This window comes from Streptococcus tangpeifui, assembly GCF_011038795.1.
In the GTDB taxonomy this organism is placed as follows: domain Bacteria; phylum Bacillota; class Bacilli; order Lactobacillales; family Streptococcaceae; genus Streptococcus; species Streptococcus tangpeifui.
In genome coordinates, this window is record NZ_JAAKDU010000008.1 from 32,745 (window position 1) to 52,306 (window position 19,562).

Consider the following 19,562-nt stretch of genomic DNA (forward strand, 5'->3'; position numbering starts at 1 on the left):
AAGAATAGCAAGTTAAAAAATAAAACTCTTAAACATAAAGCCTGCTTTTGCTGCATCAAGTAAAAAAATAAAAGGAAGGTCAATAAAAAGTACTGACAAAATATGTTGACAGAGGTGTAAAGAAAAGGCTCTGATAATCAATCAAAGCCTTTATTATTAGCTTTTCAGCTTAGAAAAGATGTAAAGCATATTTACAGATAAAGAGCAAAGGAATGATGATGCCCCAAAAAATCATTCCGATGGGTCGGACAACAGGACTCTTCCACCAGAGAAAATCATCCTTAGAATTAGAAGCATGAAGAGACTCTCTAGGATTCGTACGGTGCTTACGAGACAAGGGAATATTCTTAGTCAGTGGGTACTTCTCATCAAGACGGTCTCTCCAACGTGTCTTACGAATGTATTTAGAAAGAATCAAGCCAGTTAGGAATATAAACGTCCAAACTAGACCAAGAATCGTTTGCAGCAGCTCACCTGAAATAAAATTGATGCCAGTTGCCAACAAAACCATAATAAAGATATAACCCAGCCGGAAAATCGAAAAGAGTTTATCTTCGGCATCTCGCTTTTCTAGTTGGCTAGCCTGCTCATCAGCATAGGCAGCTACTTTTTTCAATTTTTGACTATCTTCATCATCGTTAAAGAGCTCATTAACGGAAATGTCCAAGGCGTTGGCAACCAACCCAAGGGTTTCTAAGCTTGAGTCATCACCTTTTTCGATACGTTGAATGGTCCGCACACTGAGACCTGTTTCTTCAGCTAAGCGTTCTTGAGTCCACCCTCTTTGTTTACGCAGCCTAGCAACAATTGTTTGATTTTTCATGATTATGATCCTTTCTGGCAGATAGTTTTTTTGGAAGTTAGCCTTGCTAGCTCCTCACCTGCTTACTAAGCTAATTATAAGTCTAAGCAGAAAATTTTAGAACGACAGCTAGACGACAATGACCTGTCAAAAACCTGACAGGTCACCGACAAAGCTATAGACAGATTTTTACGAATTAATAGTTCTTGACAGCCATGTCAAGATAAAATTAGGAAACAAGGAAAAATCAGCTAAATGAAAGTTTTAGCCGATTATTTGAAGCTTTACACAACTGTCAATTGCTGCTATTTTTTAGAATCTCAATGAAACGGGCGGTGAATTGCGCAGTAATACCCCAGAGATTTTCTCCACCTAGATCATAGAAGAGGACTTTACGACTATCTTTACCAAAATTATAGTTAGAACCATTTGGAATCCGCTCAAAGGGAAAATTGGAGTCTGGCTTAGGTGTTGCAGTTAGGTGGTAAATTTTGGGTTTCGTTGTCAGAAGCTGGTTCAAGGGGAGAGTAAAAAGTCTTTCCACCTCGTCAGGATTTGCCTGAATAGCCTGCCAGTCTCCTAAAATCTTACCGACAAAACAGCGGATGGTCCGATCATGATGGATAAAGTAATCTATTTCACCCAAAATTTCAATTTGAGAACTGGTAATATTCAACTCCTCAGCTGTCTCTCGAACAGCTGCTTCTTGAAAGCTTTCTCCTGTTTCCACTCGACCACCCGGAAAAGAAACCTCCCCAGGTTGAGAAATATATTTACTGCGAATCTGATAAAGAATCTGCCAATCCTGATTATTTTCATCCCAGACTAAGGGCAAGAGAACAGCATAACACCTCTCTTGCCCTAAAGGTCGGGGTTGGTACTCTTTTATTCGTTCGATACAATTTTCTATCATTTCTTTTCCCTTTTCTTTTTTCTCTTACCATCATAACATGTTTGCCTATCTTTTTAACAGGCGGAATTCTTTTTTCAAAATTATATAAAAAATTTATATATTTTTATTGACAAGGTCTAATAATTATTTTATGCTTAATATATAAAAATAATATATATTTAAGGAGGTGCCTATGTATTTTCCGGTATCATCCATCCTCATTGAATTTTTGATTCTAACTATTATTGAGAAAGGGGACTCCTATGGTTATGAGATTAGTCAAACTATCAAAATCATCGCTAATATTAAGGAATCAACCCTCTATCCCATTCTCAAACGGTTGGAAAAAGCAGGCTATCTGACAACCTACAGTCAAGAATATCAGGGAAGACGGCGTAAATATTATTCCATCACACCAGCGGGGCTGACACAATTAGCCCTGCGAAAAGAGGAATGGCAGAAGCATATCTCAACCATCGACGGCATTATCGAAGGGAGAATCAGACATGACAAAAAATGACTATTTACAGCAACTGGATAAGTATCTAAGAAAGTTGCCCCATCAAGATTATCAAGAAGCCATGGATTATTTCACAGAGTATTTTGACGAAGCAGGCCCCTCAAATGAGGCACAAGTTATCCAAGAACTGGGCAGTCCCAAGGAAGCTGCTAAAGATATTATTCACAATATCTTAGACGAGAAATCGGACCGTGACCGTGATCATGCTAGTTCTAAATCACGTCTAGCCTTGATTTGGATAGCTATCCTTGCCTGTCTTCTTAATCCTTTTAGTTGGGCTCTCTTAGCCGTGGTCTTTACCATTCTTGCAACAGGCGTCGCCATGATTTTTATCTTTTTTATGCTGGGTATTGCTGGAGCTATTTCAGGTATTGCTATTTTTATTGATGGACTAACCTATCTCGGTTCAACCTGGGCTGGTTCCCTGATTGGTATCGGAATAGGAATGCTTTTCGTTGGCTTTGCCTGTCTCCTTATTTTAGCAACTAGCGAGGCTTCTAAATGGCTTGGTCGTGGTACGGTTGGCCTAGTTCGGTGGGCAAATAAGAAAGGAAAAAGGTCATGAAAAAGTGGAAAAAAATAATATTGATTTCTGGAATTAGTTTAATTCTTTCCGGGGCCGTATTGGCTTATATTGGACAACTCAGTGGCGGTTTAGATGCTATCCAGTATAAAAATCATGGCAAAGTTAGCCATGTGAAGAAGAAATTAGACCCGTTTGATCACATTGATCTAGAAGGTGATTACTATGACATTCTTGTCAAATCAACAACAGATAAGGAAGCAAGTATCTCCTACTACACTAACAAAAAGGAAAAAGTCGACTTTAATGTTACTGATAAGAAGTTAAGTGTGAAGCAAAGCTCAAAGGGGTTGGCTCACTTTATAAATCTATCTATTTTAGCTCAGCTAGCTGATGCTAAAACGAAAAACTTGAATACCATTGTTATCTCTCTTCCCAAAGGGCAAACAATTTCTACTCTTAAAAGTAAATCTTCAATTAATGGCCTTAAACTAGATGGCCTTACGGTTAATCGTCTTGATGCTAATGTTGATACGGGGAATCTCACAGTCAAAAATTCTAAAATTTTAGCCGGACAGGTAGATATCGATACGGGGAACGCTGATATTTCTAACTCACAACTGTCTGATTTGACTCTTACTAACGATACTGGCAGTATTGATCTGGATACTGTCACACTAATTTCAAGTAAAGTTTCTGTTGATACTGGCAGTCTGGCTGGCCAACAATTAACCTTCAAAAAAGACAATCAGATTTCCGCTGATACTGGCAGCATTGATCTTAGCCTTAAAGATTATCATTTGACAGTATCTAGTCACGCTGATACAGGTAGTGTCGATGTTAGTGACAAACTCATACACTCAAGAGATAATTTTCTTGATTTAAAGGCCGACACCGGCAGTATCACGCTTGAATAAACGACACATAAAAAAAGCTAGCTTGACGGTTCTGTCAAGCTAGCTTTTTATTACATTTAACGATCATCTTGCTGACGATAGATTAGTAGACCCAAAAGTATTGCTCCAAGTATGAAGGCTAACAACATACCAAGCTCTTGCCCCACATCTCCAGTTAGGGATATCGTTTTACGTAACCCTAACACTGAATAGGACATAGGTAAATAAGGCTGAATGACTTTAAAGAATTTTGGACTGAGCTCAATTGGATAAGTCCCTGCACTGGAACCCAGTTGTAAAAGCAGTAAAATCAGACTGGCGAAGGCTCCATAGCGTTGATGCCAACCGACTAGAGCTGTCACAACAGCCATCAAGGCCCAAGCAGTAAAAAGGGTTACCAGATAGGTTTTTCCAGAATAATTAGGATGGACCCCAATAACCTGAACTGCAAAGAAAAGAATAGTAGCTGATACCGTAGCAATTAGGCCGTTAATCAAGAGCTTGTTTTTAGCCCAGGCAAAGCGGGTTCTGGGTTCATTACCAGAAAGAGCCTTGGCAAAAATAACATTACTGGATAAAGCAACAACCATCAGAGCTACTGACATCATATAGGGAGCCATACCGACACCATTGGTTGCAACATTATCCTTATCGCTATGTTTTATGCTTAAAGGCTGAGCTACTGCCTTAGCATTCGTTGGTTTTACGGAAACTACATTCAACTGGTCCTTGGCTTTAGCTAAAGATTGAGATAGAGTATCGGCGCCACTTGACAAAGTCGACAAGCCTGTTGTCAAGGCTGCACCACCTTGGGCCAATTGGTCAGCTCCTGATGATAATTGGTTAGTCCCTGAGGCCAATTGACTAGAGCCATTGGTAAGTTGACCAGACTTGCTGGACAGTTGACCAGCTCCGTTAGCTAAGGTGGAGGTAGCATTACTCAAAGTTGACACACCTGTCAAGAGTTGGGAAGAACCACTGGATAACTGACTTTGCATGGTCCCAATACCGCCAGCTACCTGCTGACTTCCTGGTAGGACTTGTTGATTAAGCGTTGTATTAACAGTTGTCAAACCTGATTCCAGACTGGATAGACTACTGGCAGCTCCTGGTAAGACAAGATTAGCCTGCGCAGCTAGACTACTGATATTGGTTTGTAAACTAGATAAATCAGGGCTCGTTGACGTTGAGGGGGATGAGCTGGTTGTAGTTGTCGTACTAGTATCAGTTCCAGCATTCGCCAGCGTTGCTTCCAAGCTTTGAACCGTGGCAATCAGACTGCTAACATCAACAGAACTGCTGCTTGTTTGTGGGGCATTATTAGTAACAGCATTAGAAATTTCCGCCTGCTGCTCTGGCGTCAAGGATTGATAAGCTGAAGTTGATTGAACTGCTGCTAATTGACCAGAGGTGTCCGCGGTTGTCGTACTCGTTCCTGTGCCAGATAAAGATTGCAGTTGAGACTCAATACTGGCCAGACTAGCCTCTACTCCAGATAAATCTGGCCCACTGGTTGTTGTCGTGCTAGTCGTTGGGACTCCACTCATTCCTGTGCTTCCCTCAGAATTGACTGCTTGATTCAGATTTTGAATAGCTGAATTGAGAGCAGGAAGAGCAGCGACCAATTGGTCAATCTGGGTCTTTTGATCGGATGTCAGGCTAGTATTGCTAGCTAATTGACTGAGGCCAGTTGAGAGCTGATTAGCCCCTGTTATTAGAGGTTGAGCAGAATTTGCTCCAGAAGAAAGAGCAGATACCCTATCTACCAATGTTCCCATGTTGGCATTCATGAGGTTAAGGCCAGACGAGAGCTGATCTACACCGCTGGCATAAGCTTGCAGGCCTGTATTCAGACTACCAGCACCAGAAGCTAAGGCTTGGGTCGAAGTTGATAGCAAGTTGAGACTGTCGCCAAGAGTCTGACTACCAGACTTAGCAGTATCCGCACCGGTCGCTAGGGCACTGCTGCCATCAGCAGCTTGGCCCATCCCATCTTTCAACTTGGACATACCTTGAAAGACCGCCTGTGTATAAGTTTGGGTCAGAGAGTTAGAGACACTGGCCTCTAACTTGGACATAGCCGAATCACTCATTTTAGAAGCAACAAAGCTTCTTCCCTTGGTTGTTTGGTAATTAATCTGCAACTTTTTGGGATGGTTTGTCAGCAAACTGGCGGCATTCTGCGAAAGATCTTTTGGCAGAGTCACAACCATGTAATAATCACCGTGCCTCAATCCTCTATTGGCACCGTCTTTTGAGGTAAAATGGTAATCAAGACTATCATTTTCAGCCATATTGCGGACCATATTTTTTCCAATGGTCAGGTCTTTACCATTTAGCTCAGCTGTTTTGTCTTGATTAACAACAGCAACGGGTAGGTGGTTGACATTCCCATAAGGATCCCACATGGAGCTCAAAAAGATAATATTATAGAGCATAGGGACCAATGATACTCCAAAAATTGTTACCCAGAGTGTAGGTTTTTTTAGAATAGCTTTGACTTCTTCTAACATTTTCTCCCTCTTTTTTAGACGGATTGTCTATATTTTTGATACAATATATTATACAAGTAAGAAGTATTTTTTCAAGGTTCTAACCCTTTATTTTAGACACCTTGTATAATATTGTTCAAAAGGAGATGCGATGACAAAAGACAGTCGAAAAACACGCACGCGCCAGGCTTTAGAAAAGGCCATGGTCGAGCTATTAATTGAGAAAGATTTTGATGAAATTACTACCAGTCAACTGGCTAAAACGGCTGGTATTAGCCGTTCAAGCTTTTATACTCACTATAAAGATAAGTACGACATGATTGATCAGTACCAGCAAGCTATTTTTAACAAGCTAGAATACGTCTTTGATAAAAATCACATGGATATCGAAGCTACTCTTCTAGAAATTTTTGAATTTTTAGACAGAGAGTCTCTCTTTGCCACCCTAATTACCCAAAACGGCACCAAGGAAATTCAAAACTTTATCCGCAATCACCTGCAGCGTATGATTTCAGCAGATTTCTATAACAGTGATCTGACTCCTCAGCGAACTGCGCTAGAAAAGCTCTACAATAGTGTATTTATCAGTCATGCTATGTTTGGCGTTTACCAAATTTGGATTACTAGGGGCAAAAAGGAGAGTCCTAGACAAATCACCAAACTCTTAATGAACTTGCTTCCCAGCCTTGATTAATGAATTTGATTTATAGCAGAAGGCTCTTGTCTCTGGGACTGGGCCTAATTTTCTCCACAAGAAAAGGCTTTTGGAAAAGATCCAAAAGCCTTTATTCTTACTGATAAAATTAAAGCATCTTGTTATAGAATTCAACGACAAGGGCTTCATTGATTTCTGGGTTGATTTCGTCGCGTTCTGGCAAACGAGTCAATGAACCTTCAAGCTTTTCTTCATCAAATGATACAAAAGCTGGACGGCCAACAGTTGCTTCAACTGCTTCCAAGATTGCTGGAACCTTAGCTGATTTTTCACGAACTGAGATCACTTGTCCTGGCTCTACACGGAAGGATGGGATATCAACGCGTTTTCCATCAACAAGAATGTGTCCGTGGTTAACGAACTGACGTGCTTGACGACGGGTTGTCGCCAAACCGAGGCGGTAAACCACATTATCCAAACGACGCTCCAAAAGAAGCATGAAGTTGTAACCAAGTGTTCCTTCTTTGATCTTAGTCGCTTGTACAAACAAGTTACGGAATTGTTTTTCACCTAAACCGTAAGTAAAGCGCAATTTTTGCTTTTCAGCCAATTGTAAACCGTATTCAGAAAGCTTTGAACGGTTGTTTGGACCGTGTTGTCCTGGTACGTAGTTACGACGTGCCAATTCTTTACCTGTCCCTGTAAGCGACAAGCCAAGGCGGCGTGATTGTTTCCAAGATGGACCTGTATAACGTGACATAAAAATGTCCTCCTCTAAAAATTTATGAGGAAATAACGTCTTGGGTAAACCTAATTCGTGCAGATGCCCTTCGCCTAAACAGCCAAGGTTACTGGTTTTTCAGAACATCTGTTGACGAGCTTTATTTTGCCCTGCTGCTATTTCACACAAAGAATAGTCTACCATATAAATGGGGTCTTGTAAAGCACTAAAGTCCTGTAAATCAAGTATTAACTTGGATTAAACGAGGCAAATTAATTTCAAAGGTCCAGAAACCTGATTTATCTTTACTGACCTAAACGAAAAAACTAGGGTTAGAAGCACTTCCTTTACAAACTTGTCAAGATGTGTCAAGGGGGGATATAAGAGACTATGAAAAAATTGAAGAAAAGAAAAAAGGCAGCGAAGCCTTTCTTTTTCTAGTCAAAATAGCGAATTAAACTCTTTTGGGTCAAAATGTCTGAATAGGTGTAGGATTCTACGTAAGTGTTGCTGATTTCTCCAGGTTGACTGGCGTGGTCGCTGTACTCAACAATAAAGAGAGAGGGATAAACTTCAATTAGGCGACCAACCTTAGTTTTTTCCCGTTTACGACCATGATCCAGAGTCATTTCGACCTCTTGGCCCTCATGATTTTTGACATCTTCTTTGATTTTTTTCATTTTAGCAACATCTGCAAATGCATCACTCATTTAATTTTTACCTTTCTTCAAATTGCGCAATGGATGAAAATTTGTTGTATTCCTTTTGGAAAATCAGTTTAACCGTTCCCCGAGCTCCAGCCCTGTTTTTCTCTAAAATAACTTCGATGGTATTATCCTCAAGCTGGTCACCGTCTTCCTTGTCCCCTCGCTCATAATAGTCATCGCGATAAAGGAAAGCAACAATGTCGGCATCCTGCTCAATGGAACCAGATTCACGAATATCTGAGAGAACTGGACGCTTGTCCTGCCTTTGTTCAACACCACGTGAGAGCTGACTAAGGGCAATAACAGGGACTTTTAGCTCCTTAGCCAAAATCTTGAGCTGACGGGAAATATCAGAGACTTCTTGTTGACGATTTTCTGATCGAGTTCCTGTAATCAGCTGGAGGTAGTCAATAACAATCAGGCCAAGGCCGCCAAGCTCCTGCGCCAGTTTTCTGGAGCGAGCTCGGATTTCTGTAACCTTAATCCCAGGAGTGTCATCAATATAAATCGGGGCATCAGCCAAGGTTCCTTGAGCCAAAGTCAGATTTTGCCAATCTTGATCGGTCAGCTGACCCGTTCGCAGGTTGTGAGAATCAACTAAGCCTTCGGCTGCTAACATCCGATTAACCAGACTATCTGCACCCATTTCTAGCGAGAAGATGGCAACAGGGGCATTTTGCTTGGTACCGACATTCTGGGCAATATTGAGGACAAAGGCAGTCTTACCAACTGCAGGACGAGCCGCCAAGATGACTAGTTGATCAGGATGAAGACCAGTCGTAATCTTATCCAAATCACGAAAACCAGTCGGTAGACCAGTTATTTCGGAAGTCTGTTGCGAGCGTTCTTCTAGGGCCTCATAATTTTCCTTGAGGACATCAGAAATTTTACGGAAACCACTGTTGCTGGAGCGCTCATTGATATCGACCAGAGCCTTTTCAGCGTGGGCAATAATATCATCTGACTCAATTGAGCCATCATAAGCTTCATTGACTGTCTCGGTCAAGCGGTTTATGATATTGCGAAGCATGGCCTTTTCAGCCACAATTTTAGCATAATACTCGGCATTGGCACTGGTTGGTACACTGTTGACCAACTCGACCAAATAGGCAAGACCGCCGATATTTTGTAAGTCGTCTTGGCTATCTAGGATAGCCCGAACAGTCGTAGCATCAATGGCATCATTGCGGTCGTTTAGCGTTATCATAGCGTTGAAGATAACCCTGTGTGAATATTTATAGAAATCTTCAGGCTCAATATATTCCCGAACAGAAATCAGCTTATCTGGACTAATAAAAATAGAGCCCAAGACAGCTTGCTCAGCAAGCAAATCTTGCGGTTGGACCCGCAACTCCTGAGCTTCTGGCATACGTCTTACCTCCTTGCTAAGAATGGTCTCAACTACTGAACCAAGGACTCGTCGTTATAAAATGATGATTGAGCATTTTCTCAATCACATTACAAGTCCCAGAGTGAATTTCTTGCGATAGGAAACTTACTTAACAGGCAGTTGACAAATCTGTCAACTAGGCTTGGTCAATTTTTAACTTGATTTGTCCCTCAACCTCCTTGTGAAGCTTGACAGGAACCTCAATCAAACCAATCGCTCGAATAGGATGATCCATTTCAATAGAACGCTTATCAATCGTGATACCAAATTGCTTGTGTAGCTCTTCGGCGATTTTTTTAGCTGTGATAGAGCCGAAGGTCCGACCATCTGGACCAACTTTTTCGCTGAATTGAACCCGAGTTTCTTCTTTGGCTAATTGCGCCTTAACAGCCTTAGCTTCTGCTAAAATTTCAGCAGCTGCTTTGGCTTCTGATTTTTGCTTACCCTTGAGCTCATTGATAGCTTGTCGGGTTGCTTCCTTGGCCAGCTGCTTTTTCAAAAGGAAATTTTGAGCATAGCCTGTTGGGACTTCCTTGATTTCGCCCTTTTTTCCTTTACCTTTAACATCTGCTAGAAAAATAACTTTCATCTTAGGTTTCCTCCTCAAGAATTTGGTCAATAATATCTGTTAACTCATAATACGTTTGCTTGACAGTCTTGTCATCTAGTTGACAAGCCGCTAAATTAAAGTGACCGCCGCCACCCATTTCTTCCATAATCCGTTGAACGTTGATTTTATCACGACTGCGAGCCGAAACGGCAGTTTGACCAGAAGAGTTTTTAGCAATGACAAAGCTAGCTTCGATATTAGCCATTGACAGAAGGGTGTCAGCCGCCTTACTTGCAATGATGTTGCTGTAAGCTTGATCCTCTGGTCCACAGGCAATGATCATATTGCCACCGTAGGATTGACCTGTCAAGATGAGTTCATTAACTTGACGATAGTCATCAAAGTCAGTTGCTGAAATTTTTTGAATTTCCGTACTGTCGCTACCCATGGTTCTCAGGTAACTAGCCACATCAAAGGTTCGATTGGTAACCCGAGTTGAAAAATTCTTGGTATCCAGCATGATCCCAGCCATCAGAAGACTAGCTTGAATCTTAGACAGGGGATCTCGGCCATTTTGGAATTGAAGCAACTCGGTCACCAATTCACTAGCAGAGCTGGCTCCACTTTCGATAAAGGTTAGAATGGCCTTGTCAGGAAAATCTTCATCTCGCCGATGGTGGTCAACTACAATAACTTCTGTAAACTTATCGTAAAGCTCTCTTGACAGGGTCAGACCCAATTTGGAGTGATCCACCATAATCAAGAGGTCATTGTCACTTGCTTGTACTAAAGCTTGATCAAGAGTGACTAGAGTCGTTTTCCCTTCTTCTTGTAAACGTTTAACAGCTCGAGCAATATCGGTGTTCATATCTTGCTCATCATAAACCGCAAAACTGTTTTCTAGGATATTAGCTGCAAAATGTTGCATCCCAACTGAAGCACCCAAGGCATCCATATCCAAGCGGCTATGGCCGACAACAAAAACCTGTTCAGCACTCTTTATGCGATCAGAGATAGCAGTCATCATGGCTCGAGTCCGCGTTCTGGACCGTTTGACTGTTGAAGCAGTTCCGCCACCAAAGTAGAGAGCCTTCTTATGCTCATCTGTCTCCTTAATAACAGCCTGATCACCGCCCCGCATCAGGGCAATGTTGAGGTTCTGCAGAGCTGCCTGACCAATTTGTTGATGGTTGTCTTCCCCAAAGGAAATTCCCATACTGAGGGTCAAAGGCAGTTCCAAATTTCTAGCTTCATTGCGGAAACTTTCCAGAACCGTAAACTTGTCATCAATCAAGGCTGCTAATACCTTGTAATCACTGAAAAAATAGAAGCGATCCATGCTGACCCGACGGTAGTAAATCTGATGCTGCCCAGCAAAATTAGAAATAAAATTAGCAATAAAACTATTGATTTGGGCCACATCGGTATCAGATAGGTTGGTTGTGATATCATCGTAGTTGTCAACAGAAATAACCCCGATAACCGGACGCTTTAGAGAACTGTCAAAGCCTGCCTCTGTTCCTACAGAATCGAAGAAGTAAAAGAGACCGGCGGATAGATCAATATTGACCACATAGATATGGTCATTGACTTGGATACGATGGTTGGCGGAACCAGCCTTTTGCTCCTGGATTGTTGTTCGCAAAAGATCGACATTGAACTCCCCTTCATCATTAGTAAAAATCAACTCTGCATAGGGATTGAACCAGCCGATATCATCCGTTTCAGGGTCAAATTGTACCACTCCAACAGGCATCTTATCAAGAAGAGACTTGAGACTGAGCTCCGTTTGATCATTGAGCCGCTCGATCTGTTCCAATTCTGATAATTCATAGGCCTGCTTTTGGTAATACAGCAAACCGACCATAGCTACTAGGACGACAAAAATAGCCAGAAGGAGAGCTGTTTGCGAGCTCATGGTCCTGACACAGATGGCTAGAATTCCAAAGAAAATTAAGCCAATCATCACAAGATGGATGGTCTCTAAACGAATTTTTCTCATTATTAAACCTCTTAATCTCCTTATTATATCATAAGAGGCCCTAAAATCCTAGGTCTCTTTTAGCTATTAAAACAAGGGGGTTAGGATTTACGGCTGGCCTTTTGATTTCCCTCTAAATAAACCATGAGAATAGAAATATCAGCTGGATTGACGCCTGAGATCCGACTGGCTTGGCCGATGGTTTCAGGATTGATCTTTTTGAATTTTTGGCGGGCTTCGGTGGCGATGGAGTCAATGTCGTCCCAGTCAATGTTAGCGGGAATTTTCTTTTCTTCCATACGCTTCATCTTGGCTACTTGATCCAAAGCCTTGTTGATGTAGCCTTCATACTTGATTTCGGTTTCGAGTAGTTCGATCACTTTGGGACTGAGATCTTCCGCAGCTGGTCCGATGAATTTGACAACATCTGTGTAGCTGACCTCTGGCCGCCGCATAAACTCTTTGGCTGTTACTGCATCTGTCAAGGGCTTAAAGCCCATAGCTTCAACCTGCTGATTAGTGTCTTTGACAGGTTTTAGCTTGATAGTTGACAGACGTGCCATCTCATTGTCAAACTGGGCTTTCTTGATCTCGAAGCTGAGCCAACGCTCTTCATCAACCAGACCGACTTGACGACCGATTGGAGTTAAGCGCATATCAGCATTGTCATGGCGCAAAATGAGGCGGTACTCGGCACGAGAAGTGAGAAGGCGGTAAGGCTCCAGGGTTCCTTTTGTCACCAAGTCATCAATCATAACACCAATATAGGCATCGCTGCGCTTAAGAATAAGCTCAGGCTTGCCTTGCACCTTGAGAGCTGCATTGATTCCAGCCACTAAGCCTTGACCGGCTGCTTCCTCATAACCTGAAGTGCCATTGGTTTGACCTGCTGTAAAGAGACCAGAGATCAGCTTGGTTTCAAGAGTAGCCCGCAGCTGGTGGGGCAGGACAATATCGTATTCGATAGCATAGCCTGTGCGCATCATCTCTGCCTTTTCGAGGCCTTTGATGGAGCGTAGCAGCTCTCTTTGAACGTCCTCAGGCAGACTCGTTGACAGGCCTTGGACGTAAACTTCTTCTGTGTCACGCCCTTCTGGTTCCAGGAAGAGTTGATGGCGATCCTTATCCGAAAAGCGGACAATCTTGTCCTCGATCGATGGGCAGTAGCGTGGTCCAACCCCCTTGACGACACCTGAAAACATGGGTGCACGATGGAGGTTTTTATTGATGATGTCATGGCTGGACTGGTTGGTATAGGTCAGCCAGCAAGGGACCTGATCCTGCAGGTAATCCTCATCTTTTGATAAAAAGGAGAAGTGGTTGGGCGTGGTATCGCCGGGCTGGATTTCTGTTTCATCGTAGTTGATCGTTGAAGCCTTGACACGTGGCGGGGTTCCTGTTTTGAAACGCCCAATTTCAAGCCCTAGTTTTTTAAGGTTATCCGCCAGAGTTACAGAGGCTAGGCTGTTATTGGGACCTGATGAATACTTGAGGTCACCGAGGATGATTTCCCCACGCAGGGCAGTCCCAGTCGTTACTACGACAGCTTTGGCACCGTACTTGATCCCAGTTGCTGTGACAACACCGATAACCTTACCATCTTCGATCAAGATATCATCGATCATGCTTTGGCGCAGGGTTAAGTTTTCCTGCTGCTCAACGGTGTGTTTCATCTCACGCACATAGAGAGCCTTATCAGCCTGGGCACGCAGGGCACGAACCGCTGGACCCTTACCGGTATTGAGCATCTTCATTTGGATGTAGGTCTTGTCGATGTTCTTGCCCATCTCACCGCCCAGCGCATCGATCTCACGCACCACGATCCCCTTGGCAGAGCCGCCGATGGACGGATTGCAGGGCATAAAGGCCAGCATCTCAAGGTTGATGGTAGCCAGCAAGGTCTTACAGCCCATCCGGCTGGCAGCCAAGCTAGCTTCAACACCAGCATGCCCAGCCCCGACCACGATAACGTCAAATTCTTCTGCAAATATGTGTGTCATTTGTATCTTCTCCTTACTTTTCCTCTTAGAGAGTTGATGTTTGTGTTTGTGCTAGTGTAATATCTGAGAGTTTTTAAGTACCTTTCTAAATTCCATAATTTATATCTTTTCCCAAATAAGGGATCTCCAAATAAAAAAGGAGTTGCGAAATAAACCACACCTAGTGCAGCTACAAACATAGCAATTAAGACCAAAATGTAGATTTGTATCATTTTTTCATTTACTTTTGAATGAGTTATTACAGCTGTAAGAAAAGCAATACTAGGACTTAAGAGAACTATCACAACCAGTTTACCAATTGTCGAAAGTAACCAATTTCTCGTTTCTTTTCTTTGATTTTCAACTTGGAATAATTCTGACAAGAGAAGATCAATATTTTCTCTTGTCATTTCAATATCTATTTTCTCTGGAATCCTTTTAGCACGTTTCATATGTGCTTCACTTGATGTATATTCATTGTTTGTTTTTCTTAGATCTTTGGATTGGGAATACAACACAATAAAAGTTACGATTATCCCAATTATCCCAAATAATATAATATAGCCGTTATAAGAAAATAAACCATATACAAAAGTAATATACCATATCAATATTATGGTAGCTATAACACAATATCTACGAAACTCTTTTGTGTAATCTATGTTGTTCTTTTCGGCTTCTGCTTTCCTGTCTTCCTTTTCCATATCAGAAATAATCTTCAATAGTCTCTCAACGACCTTGCTCATTTCCCTTCCTCCATACAAAAATAGCCAAAACTCTCGAAAACTGTACGTCAAAAAACGCACAATTCTCATGAGCTTTGACCATCATGATTATTGTTGGGATTAGTTTATCAAAAAATGAAAATCATTTCAATCTCGAAATGCTTGTAGATAGTCTAATAAGGTTTGATTTACTCCATTTTCTTGAAGAAATTGGTAAAAGTCCTGCCTTGCTAAAACCTTATGAAGGAGGACAGGATTGATCTGATCAATAATGTCCAAAAAAGATTTTTTCGTCAGGCTATTCAGCTGCAATAACAAATCAGCTTCTTCCCGCTTACGACTAGCATCTTGAGGTGGATAACCTATTCCAAACTCTCCGTCAAACAGCTTATCTAAGGTATACTGCAAATTTAATTCGGCAGACCAGCCAAAGTTTAGTCCTAGTGATAAGGAGGCAACATTGCCATTATTGATTCTACCAAAAAGATAGGCGTCTTGAGGGGTTTGGATAAAACCAGCTCGCAAGCCTGGTAGGCTATTGCAAGCCATCATCATTCCTTGTCCAGACGAGCATCCTGAAACCACAAAATCTAAGCTCCCTGTTTCAATCAGCAGGCTAATCATGATAGCCACTTCAACATAGGAATAATTGACGGTTTCGTTCGGAAAGATACCAAGATTAAAAACATCATGTTTTTGTTGAGTCGCTTTGATAACCGCTTGATAAAGCAAATCATTGACATCAACTCGTGTACTAGCTTGAATAACTCCAACTTTCATTTCTTAAATACCTTTACAACAGTGTCAACTAAATATACTGGCAAGCCTTCTCATCTTTATAGGCCATATCAATGATACCACCACCAAGGCATTCGTCACCATCGTAGAAGACAACAGCTTGTCCTGGTGTGATGGCACGCTGAGGCTCATCAAAGATGACCTCTGCCTTGTCGCCTGACACCTTGACAGTTACTTTACTGTCTGGTTGACGGTAGCGGAATTTGGCTGTGCATTCAAAGCTGAATTCCTCAGGCATATCACGGGTGAAGTGAACTTGACTAGCCTGTAAAGAGGTTGACATGAGGGACTCATGGTAGAAACCTTGGCCGACATAGAGGATATTTTGTGATAAGTCCTTGCCGACAACGAACCAAGGGGCATTGTCACCGCCGTGCTGGCCGCCGATTCCCAGACCGCCGCGCTGGCCAATGGTGTAGTACATAAGACCGGCATGCTCACCCATATCACGACCATCAACGGTCATCATGCGACCGGGTTGCGCTGGTAGGTAGTTTCCTAAGAACTCTTTGAAGTTCTTTTCACCGATGAAACAGATACCGGTCGAGTCTTTCTTTTTAGCGGTCGCTAGACCAGCTGCTTCGGCAATACAGCGCACTTCAGGCTTTTCAAGATGCCCCAGAGGGAACATGACCTTTTGCAGCTGCTCCTGTGAGAGCTGGCTGAGGAAATAGGTTTGATCCTTATTGTTGTCAGCCCCACGCAGCATGTGGACAGTGCCGTCTTGGTCACGGCTAACTTGGGCATAGTGCCCAGTTGCCACGTAGTCAGCGCCCAGACTCATAGCGTAATCAAGGAAAGCTTTGAACTTGATTTCCTTGTTGCACATGACATCTGGATTTGGCGTACGTCCGGCACGGTACTCGGCCAAGAAGTATTCAAAAACACGATCCCAGTACTCTTTCTCAAAGTTGACAGAGTAGTAGGGGATTCCAATCTGGTCTGCAACTGCTGCGACGTCCTTATAATCTTCAGTCGCTGTGCAGACACCGAACTCATCCGTGTCGTCCCAGTTTTTCATGAAGACGCCGATGACATCATAGCCCTGCTGTTTGAGCAAGAGGGCTGTTACTGATGAATCAACACCGCCACTCATCCCAACGACGACACGTGTTTTAGCATTATCCGTCATAGATAATCTCCCATCAAATATAAGATGCTCAGGACTAAAAAGGCTAAAATACAGCTGTTTTTAGCCCCTGCTCAATTGGAAATAGTGACCTAAATTTAGCCACTATTTCTTGGTTAACATAGACTTGAAGGGTCTAGTTATTCAACAATCGATTTGAAGGTCGACAGTGAAAAACGGCGTTAGCAAGGCTAACACCGTAAAAGATTATAACATGATTTAATCAGAAAGCAAAACTTGGAAACTACGCCTGCGAGTTTTGTGGTAGAGCCAGAAAACAGCTAAGCCTAACCAGCTAAAAATAGTTAACCAAAGGACCACCGTAAAGTAAGTGGGAACTGTAAAGTTAACTGTCAACTTATTGACACCCTTGTGGTCTGCTACCGTTGGAATTCCAAAGGCTGATAGACTATAATCTTTTGGGGTCAAGGCCTTGTTATTTAAAAGCAGGCTGGTCTTCTTATAAACTGTTACTGGCAACTCAGTCTGGCCACCATTGGAAGTCCATGTTATGGTCAAACTGCCATCATTATTGACAGTTTTTGTAAAGCCAGATTTGAAAATAACCTTTTCAGCATAGTAATCATAGGCATTGTAACCCTTAGTCGAACTGTAAATTGGGAGGTAGTCAGGTGTTGATTTTCTAATTTTTCCAAGAAGGTCAGCCAGATCTTTATCAAAAACAGCCTGATATTCCTCTTCGTAAGTCCCTACTAAATGAACATGCCTTGTAGGCTCTAAAACATGTTGCTCTGTCTCGGCTTTATGTGCTTTTTGATAAGCTCCGTCAATAGCCTGCAAACCTCCAGCAAAGGCCAAGACAACTAAGATCCAGCTGATCGGTTTACGCCACTTGACAAAGTGATTGAGAGTCATACCGCCAATCAAAAGCAATAAAATTGTAGCCGGAATAAAGAAGCGAAAAGGAAATTGGATTAACTGAGCAAACTTTACACCATGATTAACCAGCCAATTCCAAGGAATAATACTGGTCGAAAGGAGGATAAACAGGAGATAGACTGAGTGCAAAATTCGTTTCCAGTTGGCCATACTGCACCAACGAAAAAGAACATAGCCTACTTGCCCGATAAGAAAAAGAACCAAAGAATAAGGAGCTGTAATCCAATAAGTCGAACCTGTATTAATAGCATTGTTATTCATTAAATCATTGATGAAAGGATCTAATAACTGATTATCCTTTTTTAAAAACAGTAAGGCAACCCAAACGTTAGCTGTTAAAAGAAGAGTTAATCCCGTTGATATAAGACCCTGTATCATAATTTTCATTTTTTTCTTGCTTTGAAAAAAACCATAAACAAAGAAGGGAATATACATGATTACTAAAAAGAGTGTGCTCAGCAGATGAATTTGAAAAATCAGACTGATGGCAAAAGCTAGCTGTAGGGGGTGAACTTCTTTATAAAAGGTAAATCTGATAGCAGGGATGAAACAAAAAGGCATGACGGCTGCTCCCCAGCTGCTGAAACCTTGTCTAATAGTCCAGTATTGGATTGAGAAGGTCGTCACATAAAGTAGGGCAATAGGAAGAGAGATTTCTTCTTTAATCTTGGCTGCCTTAAGCAGGGCGTACATAGACAGGCCGGCAATAAGTCCCAGTATAAAACGGGACACGAGCTGGTAGCCAAACCAAGTGCGACCGATAAGGACTAGCAAGCCTTGAAAATAAGCAAAAAAAGGGCCGTAGACTGCATTAACAATCCGACCAGATTGTTGAAAGCCATAAATCGAAATGAAGTAAGAAAAATTCCAATGCTTAATCTGCATAGCAGCTTCATAGAAGCGATTGTAATGAAAAATGGAATCTGATCCAAAAATAATCCCTTTAGTCACCCACTGGGGAAGCAATAAAAGAAAAGAAAATAAGGCAAGCAAAAGAAAGGGCCTTATTTTTAACCAATAGTCTCTTTTCATATCATAAAATCCTCGTAACTTTTTTCATAAACCTAGCTCAAGTATAGCACAAAAAAGTGAATTGCCTGAATTTAGGATTGAAAACTTTCAAGAAACCAAAGCAGCTTATCAACTTATTTTAATAAAAAAAAGCCAGTCTCATGATAGAGATTGGCTTTGAGGTGAAGATTTATATATTACATACCCCAGGCAGACATGCCTTGAGCATTGTAAGCATTTATTGCAGCGTTAACTTGGTCTTGGACAGTGGCTGTTGAACCCCAACCTGGCATGGTTTGGAAAAGACCTGAGGCACCTGAACCATTAGCAACGTTTGGATTCCCATTAGATTCCCGAGCAATGATGTATTCCCAAGTTGCTTGACTCACTCCAGTCGCTGCAGCCATTTGAGCTGCGGCATCTGAGCCAACCGCACCTGCCGTATTACCATTACCGAGAGAATAATTGCTAGGGCTGGCCGTGCTAGCTGCTTGGGTAGCTGTTGCTGGAGCTACATTTGCCTTACTAGCTACCACTTCTGGCTGAACTTGCTCGGACGTTGAATCCATTCCTTCCGACTGAGGGGTTGAGGCTTCTGTTGGAGCTGTTGCTGTTGAAGCCACTGTTTCAGTAGCTTGAACTGCTGCTCCCTCATTTTTACTGTCTGATGTCGACGATAATTCTTCTGCAAATGATGATTCTGACACTGAGATTTTGGTGTGCTCTGAAATAAATCCAAAGACTAAAGCTGCTACAGTTGTCAAAATTGTAATGATAAATAATTTATCAGAAGTTTTTTCAACTCTTCTCTTAGGCATGCCGTACTCCTTTTCAATTAACTTACTCCAATATTCTAACTTAGTATTATTACTAACTAATTGTTTTACTATT

The 19,562-nt window shown here is 42.0% G+C and carries 18 protein-coding genes; 4 read left to right on the top strand and 14 right to left on the bottom strand.

What is annotated here, in order from left to right:
* Window positions 1-169: 169 nt before the first annotated feature.
* Both G7Y32_RS07500 and G7Y32_RS07505 read right to left on the bottom strand, forming a co-directional pair.
* Window positions 170-823 (bottom strand): helix-turn-helix domain-containing protein, encoded by a 654-nt coding sequence (locus tag G7Y32_RS07500; RefSeq protein ID WP_165212530.1) that lies wholly within the window; start codon window positions 821-823, stop codon window positions 170-172.
* Between the two features lie 274 nt (window positions 824-1,097).
* Complete coding sequence (locus tag G7Y32_RS07505; protein ID WP_346773320.1) at window positions 1,098-1,712, bottom strand: NUDIX hydrolase; 615 nt, start codon at window positions 1,710-1,712, stop codon at window positions 1,098-1,100.
* Between the two features lie 175 nt (window positions 1,713-1,887).
* Here G7Y32_RS07505 and G7Y32_RS07510 point away from each other — a divergent pair, with 175 nt between their 5' ends.
* The 3 genes from G7Y32_RS07510 to G7Y32_RS07520 are packed head-to-tail and all read left to right on the top strand — an operon-like array spanning window position 1,888 to window position 3,654.
* Window positions 1,888-2,214, top strand: a complete 327-nt coding sequence (locus G7Y32_RS07510) for a PadR family transcriptional regulator (protein WP_165212534.1) — start codon at window positions 1,888-1,890, stop codon at window positions 2,212-2,214.
* Window positions 2,201-2,779 (top strand): DUF1700 domain-containing protein, encoded by a 579-nt coding sequence (locus G7Y32_RS07515; protein WP_165212536.1) that lies wholly within the window; start codon window positions 2,201-2,203, stop codon window positions 2,777-2,779. Before G7Y32_RS07510 ends, G7Y32_RS07515 begins: the two co-directional genes overlap by 14 nt.
* Window positions 2,776-3,654, top strand: coding sequence for a DUF4097 family beta strand repeat-containing protein (locus tag G7Y32_RS07520; protein WP_165212538.1), 879 nt, complete (start codon window positions 2,776-2,778; stop codon window positions 3,652-3,654). Before G7Y32_RS07515 ends, G7Y32_RS07520 begins: the two co-directional genes overlap by 4 nt.
* A 56-nt stretch (window positions 3,655-3,710) precedes the next feature.
* On the opposite strand, the gene G7Y32_RS07525 is transcribed toward G7Y32_RS07520, so the two are convergent.
* On the bottom strand, window positions 3,711-6,146 hold the full coding sequence (locus G7Y32_RS07525; protein ID WP_165212540.1) for a YhgE/Pip family protein: 2,436 nt from the start codon (window positions 6,144-6,146) through the stop codon (window positions 3,711-3,713).
* A gap of 130 nt (window positions 6,147-6,276) precedes the next feature.
* Between G7Y32_RS07525 and G7Y32_RS07530 the strand changes: the two genes are divergently transcribed.
* Window positions 6,277-6,819 (top strand): TetR/AcrR family transcriptional regulator, encoded by a 543-nt coding sequence (locus tag G7Y32_RS07530; RefSeq protein ID WP_004226562.1) that lies wholly within the window; start codon window positions 6,277-6,279, stop codon window positions 6,817-6,819.
* A 109-nt stretch (window positions 6,820-6,928) separates the two neighbouring features.
* On the opposite strand, the gene rpsD is transcribed toward G7Y32_RS07530, so the two are convergent.
* From rpsD to G7Y32_RS07585, 11 genes are all read right to left on the bottom strand, one after another.
* Complete coding sequence (gene rpsD, locus G7Y32_RS07535) at window positions 6,929-7,540, bottom strand: 30S ribosomal protein S4 (protein ID WP_004225730.1); 612 nt, start codon at window positions 7,538-7,540, stop codon at window positions 6,929-6,931.
* A gap of 398 nt (window positions 7,541-7,938) precedes the next feature.
* Window positions 7,939-8,211, bottom strand: a complete 273-nt coding sequence (locus tag G7Y32_RS07540) for a Veg family protein (RefSeq protein WP_004225762.1) — start codon at window positions 8,209-8,211, stop codon at window positions 7,939-7,941.
* A 7-nt stretch (window positions 8,212-8,218) separates the two neighbouring features.
* Entirely contained in the window at window positions 8,219-9,577 is a 1,359-nt protein-coding gene (gene dnaB / locus G7Y32_RS07545) for a replicative DNA helicase (protein WP_004229557.1), read from the bottom strand.
* A 157-nt stretch (window positions 9,578-9,734) separates the two neighbouring features.
* A complete protein-coding gene (gene rplI / locus G7Y32_RS07550) occupies window positions 9,735-10,187 on the bottom strand; it encodes a 50S ribosomal protein L9 (protein WP_004226792.1) in 453 nt (150 codons plus the stop codon).
* Window position 10,188: 1 nt separating this feature from the next.
* Window positions 10,189-12,150 carry a DHH family phosphoesterase gene (locus G7Y32_RS07555; RefSeq protein ID WP_165212542.1) on the bottom strand — a complete coding sequence of 654 codons (1,962 nt, stop codon included), beginning with the start codon at window positions 12,148-12,150 and terminating at the stop codon, window positions 10,189-10,191.
* 80 nt (window positions 12,151-12,230) lie between these two features.
* Window positions 12,231-14,129 carry a tRNA uridine-5-carboxymethylaminomethyl(34) synthesis enzyme MnmG gene (gene mnmG / locus G7Y32_RS07560; protein ID WP_165212544.1) on the bottom strand — a complete coding sequence of 633 codons (1,899 nt, stop codon included), beginning with the start codon at window positions 14,127-14,129 and terminating at the stop codon, window positions 12,231-12,233.
* Entirely contained in the window at window positions 14,126-14,854 is a 729-nt protein-coding gene (locus G7Y32_RS07565) for a hypothetical protein (RefSeq protein WP_165212546.1), read from the bottom strand. The genes mnmG and G7Y32_RS07565 overlap by 4 nt, the downstream gene beginning before the upstream one ends.
* A 126-nt stretch (window positions 14,855-14,980) precedes the next feature.
* Window positions 14,981-15,613, bottom strand: coding sequence for an RpiB/LacA/LacB family sugar-phosphate isomerase (locus tag G7Y32_RS07570; protein WP_165212548.1), 633 nt, complete (start codon window positions 15,611-15,613; stop codon window positions 14,981-14,983).
* Window positions 15,614-15,641: 28 nt separating this feature from the next.
* Window positions 15,642-16,763: a tRNA 2-thiouridine(34) synthase MnmA gene (gene mnmA, locus G7Y32_RS07575; RefSeq protein ID WP_165212550.1), complete on the bottom strand. Its 1,122-nt coding sequence runs from the start codon at window positions 16,761-16,763 to the stop codon at window positions 15,642-15,644.
* A gap of 216 nt (window positions 16,764-16,979) precedes the next feature.
* Window positions 16,980-18,692 (bottom strand): putative glycosyltransferase family protein, encoded by a 1,713-nt coding sequence (locus G7Y32_RS07580; RefSeq protein ID WP_165212552.1) that lies wholly within the window; start codon window positions 18,690-18,692, stop codon window positions 16,980-16,982.
* 176 nt (window positions 18,693-18,868) lie between these two features.
* Entirely contained in the window at window positions 18,869-19,489 is a 621-nt protein-coding gene (locus G7Y32_RS07585; protein ID WP_165212554.1) for a transglycosylase SLT domain-containing protein, read from the bottom strand.
* Window positions 19,490-19,562 lie beyond the last annotated feature (73 nt).

Excerpts from the sequence above, each read along its gene's own strand:
- G7Y32_RS07580 (WP_165212552.1), bottom strand. The coding sequence starts at position 18,692 with ATGAAAAGAGACTATTGGTTAAAAATAAGGCCCTTTCTTTTGCTTGCC.
- G7Y32_RS07515 (WP_165212536.1), top strand. The coding sequence starts at position 2,201 with ATGACAAAAAATGACTATTTACAGCAACTGGATAAGTATCTAAGAAAG.
- G7Y32_RS07555 (WP_165212542.1), bottom strand. The coding sequence starts at position 12,150 with ATGAGAAAAATTCGTTTAGAGACCATCCATCTTGTGATGATTGGCTTA.
- dnaB (WP_004229557.1), bottom strand. The coding sequence starts at position 9,577 with ATGCCAGAAGCTCAGGAGTTGCGGGTCCAACCGCAAGATTTGCTTGCT.
- G7Y32_RS07540 (WP_004225762.1), bottom strand. The coding sequence starts at position 8,211 with ATGAGTGATGCATTTGCAGATGTTGCTAAAATGAAAAAAATCAAAGAA.
- rpsD (WP_004225730.1), bottom strand. The coding sequence starts at position 7,540 with ATGTCACGTTATACAGGTCCATCTTGGAAACAATCACGCCGCCTTGGC.
- rplI (WP_004226792.1), bottom strand. The coding sequence starts at position 10,187 with ATGAAAGTTATTTTTCTAGCAGATGTTAAAGGTAAAGGAAAAAAGGGC.
- G7Y32_RS07565 (WP_165212546.1), bottom strand. The coding sequence starts at position 14,854 with ATGAGCAAGGTCGTTGAGAGACTATTGAAGATTATTTCTGATATGGAA.
- G7Y32_RS07525 (WP_165212540.1), bottom strand. The coding sequence starts at position 6,146 with ATGTTAGAAGAAGTCAAAGCTATTCTAAAAAAACCTACACTCTGGGTA.
- G7Y32_RS07530 (WP_004226562.1), top strand. The coding sequence starts at position 6,277 with ATGACAAAAGACAGTCGAAAAACACGCACGCGCCAGGCTTTAGAAAAG.
- G7Y32_RS07570 (WP_165212548.1), bottom strand. The coding sequence starts at position 15,613 with ATGAAAGTTGGAGTTATTCAAGCTAGTACACGAGTTGATGTCAATGAT.
- mnmA (WP_165212550.1), bottom strand. The coding sequence starts at position 16,763 with ATGACGGATAATGCTAAAACACGTGTCGTCGTTGGGATGAGTGGCGGT.
- mnmG (WP_165212544.1), bottom strand. The coding sequence starts at position 14,129 with ATGACACACATATTTGCAGAAGAATTTGACGTTATCGTGGTCGGGGCT.
- G7Y32_RS07500 (WP_165212530.1), bottom strand. The coding sequence starts at position 823 with ATGAAAAATCAAACAATTGTTGCTAGGCTGCGTAAACAAAGAGGGTGG.
- G7Y32_RS07510 (WP_165212534.1), top strand. The coding sequence starts at position 1,888 with ATGTATTTTCCGGTATCATCCATCCTCATTGAATTTTTGATTCTAACT.
- G7Y32_RS07520 (WP_165212538.1), top strand. The coding sequence starts at position 2,776 with ATGAAAAAGTGGAAAAAAATAATATTGATTTCTGGAATTAGTTTAATT.
- G7Y32_RS07585 (WP_165212554.1), bottom strand. The coding sequence starts at position 19,489 with ATGCCTAAGAGAAGAGTTGAAAAAACTTCTGATAAATTATTTATCATT.